This window comes from Bradyrhizobium sp. (assembly GCF_016462955.1).
Classification (GTDB): Bacteria; Pseudomonadota; Alphaproteobacteria; order Rhizobiales; family Xanthobacteraceae; genus Bradyrhizobium.
The window spans coordinates 1-2719 of the sequence record NZ_JAEMSD010000714.1; the positions used below are offsets into that span (position 1 = coordinate 1).

Consider the following 2719-nt stretch of genomic DNA (forward strand, 5'->3'; position numbering starts at 1 on the left):
TCGTCCGCGCAGGCCGATGCCCGCTCGGAGACGCTGCTGATCGTCTCGGAGGGCGGCCCCAACAATCTCGACATCCACGGCATCGGCACCAACGTGCCCGGCTATGAGGTGTCCTGGAATTGCTACGACCGCCTGATCAGCCACGAGATGAAGAGCGGCCCCGGCGGCGTGCCCTATTACGACCGCGACAAGTTCAAGGGCGAGCTCGCCGAAGATTTCAAGATCGACGACATGTCGGTCACCTTCAAGCTGAAGAAGAAAGCCAAATTCCACGACGGCACGCCGGTCACGGCGAAGGACGTGAAATGGTCGCTCGACCGCGCCGTCAGCGTCGGCGGCTTCCCGACCTTCCAGATGAGCGCGGGTTCGCTGACCAAGCCCGAGCAGTTCGTCGTGATCGACGATCACACCGTGCGCGTCGACTTTCTGAAGAAGGACAGGCTGACGATCCCCGATCTCGCCGTCATCGTGCCCTGCATCGTCAATTCCGAGCTTGTGAAGAAGAACGCCAGCGAGAAGGACCCCTGGGGTCTCGAGTTCACCAAGCAGCAGACCGCCGGCTCCGGCGCTTACAAGGTGACGAAATGGACCGCCGGCACTGAAGTGATCATGGAGCGCAATGACGACTGGGTCGGCGGACCCCTGCCCAAGATCAAGCGCGTGATCTGGCGCATGGTGCCGCAGGCCGGCAATCGCCGTGCGCTGCTCGAGCGCGGCGACGCCGACATCTCCTATGAGCTGCCGTTCAAGGATTTCCAGGAGATGAAGGCGAGCGGCAAGCTCAACGTGGTGTCGCTGCCGTTCTCCAACGGCATCCAATATATCGGCATGAACGTGACCAAGCCGCCGTTCGACAATCCAAAGGTGCGGCAGGCCATGGCCTATGCGATGCCGTACCAGAAGATCATGGATGCCGTGCTGTTCGGGCTCGGCAATCCCATGTTCGGCGCGCCCGCGGACAAGGCCACCGAGGTCGCCTGGCCGCAGCAGCACAAATACAACACCGACATGGCGAAGGCGAAGGCGCTGCTGGCCGAGGCCGGCTATGCCAACGGTTTCGAGACCACGATCTCGTTCGACCTCAACTTCGCCGGCGTCAACGAGCCGCTCTGCGTGCTGGTGCAGGAGAGCCTCGCCCAGCTCGGTATCAAGACCACCATCAACAAGGTGCCCGGCGCCAACTGGCGCACCGAATTGAACAAGAAGGAGATGCCGCTCTTCACCAACGTGTTCTCGGGCTGGCTCGATTACCCCGAATACTTCTTCTACTGGTGCTATCACGGCAACAATTCCGTCTTCAACACCATGAGCTACAAGTCGGCGGAGATGGACAAGCTGATCGACGGCGCGCGTACCGCCGCTTCGACCGGCGACACCGCGACCTACGACAAGGACGTGAAGGGCTTCGTCGATCTCGCCTTCACCGACGTGCCGCGCATCCCGCTGTACCAGCCCTTCGTCAACGTCGCGATGCAGAAGAATATCAGCGGCTACCAATACTGGTTCCACCGCAGGCTGGACTATCGCGCGATGGCGAAGGGGTAAGTCATGGGTGAGGTGAGCGCGCTCTTCGGGCTCCCTCCCCCCTTGTGGGGGAGGGTTGGGGAGAGGGGTGGCCACGAACTCCGACCTATCGCGGAGCTACCCCCCTCCCTAACCCTCCCTCACAAGGGGGGAGGGAATGCGGCGGTGTACGCGGCAAGCGGCGTGCGCAACATGCGCAGGAGCACCCCATGCTGACCATGATCGGCAAGCGCCTGATGTTCGCGATTCCCTCGTTGATCGGCGTCGTCATCGTCACCTTCCTGCTGACGCGCGCGCTGCCGGGTGATCCCGCCGCCTACTTCGCCGGCCCCGCCGCGACGAAGGAAGCCGTCGAGCAGATCCGCAAGAAGCTCGGCCTCGACAGGCCGCTGATCGAGCAGTTCTTCCGCTACACCAACGATCTCGCCCATGGCGATTTCGGCAACTCGCTCACCACAGGCCAGCCCGTCGCCGCCGAGATCCGCAACCGCCTGCCGGCCTCGGCCGAGCTGACGCTGCTCGGCCTCATCGTCTCGGTCGTGATCGCGATCCCGCTCGGCGTGCTCGCGGCGACGCGGCCGGGGTCCTGGATCGATCATCTCTGCCGGGTCACCACGACGGCCGGCGTCTCGCTGCCGGTGTTCTTCACCGGGCTCGTACTGGTCTATGTGTTCTACTTCCGCCTGGGCTGGTCGCCGGCGCCGCTCGGCCGTCTCGATGTGTTCTACAGCGCGCCGCCGACGGTGACGGGCTTCTATCTGATCGACACGCTGATCGCCCGCGATCTCGAAGCGTTCCGCTCGGCGCTGAGCCAGCTCCTATTGCCTGCGACCACGCTCGCGATCTTCTCGCTGGCTCCGATCGCACGCATGACCCGCGCCTCGATGCTGGCGGTGCTGGCATCCGAATTCGTCCGCACGGCGCGCGCCAGCGGCCTGTCCCCTGCGACCGTCATCGTCACCTACGCCTTCCGCAACGCGATGCTGCCTGTCATCACCACGCTGAGCATGGTGTTCTCGTTCCTGTTGGGGGCCAACGTGCTGGTGGAGAAGGTGTTCGCCTGGCCGGGCATCGGCTCCTACGCGGTGGAGGCGCTGATCTCGTCGGACTTCGCACCGGTGCAAGGCTTCGTGCTGACCATGGCGGTCATGTATGTGCTGCTCAATCTGATCATCGACATTCTCTATGGCGTGAT

2 protein-coding genes are annotated in these 2719 nt (G+C 63.6%); both read left to right on the top strand.

Annotated elements, in window-relative coordinates; translation table 11 throughout:
• A partial coding sequence (locus JHD07_RS37285) for an ABC transporter substrate-binding protein (RefSeq protein ID WP_291631278.1) occupies positions 1–1545 on the top strand: 1545 nt, incomplete at its 5' end.
• Positions 1546–1733: 188 nt separating this feature from the next.
• The coding region (locus JHD07_RS37290; protein WP_291631280.1) for an ABC transporter permease at positions 1734–2719 on the top strand (986 nt) is incomplete at its 3' end.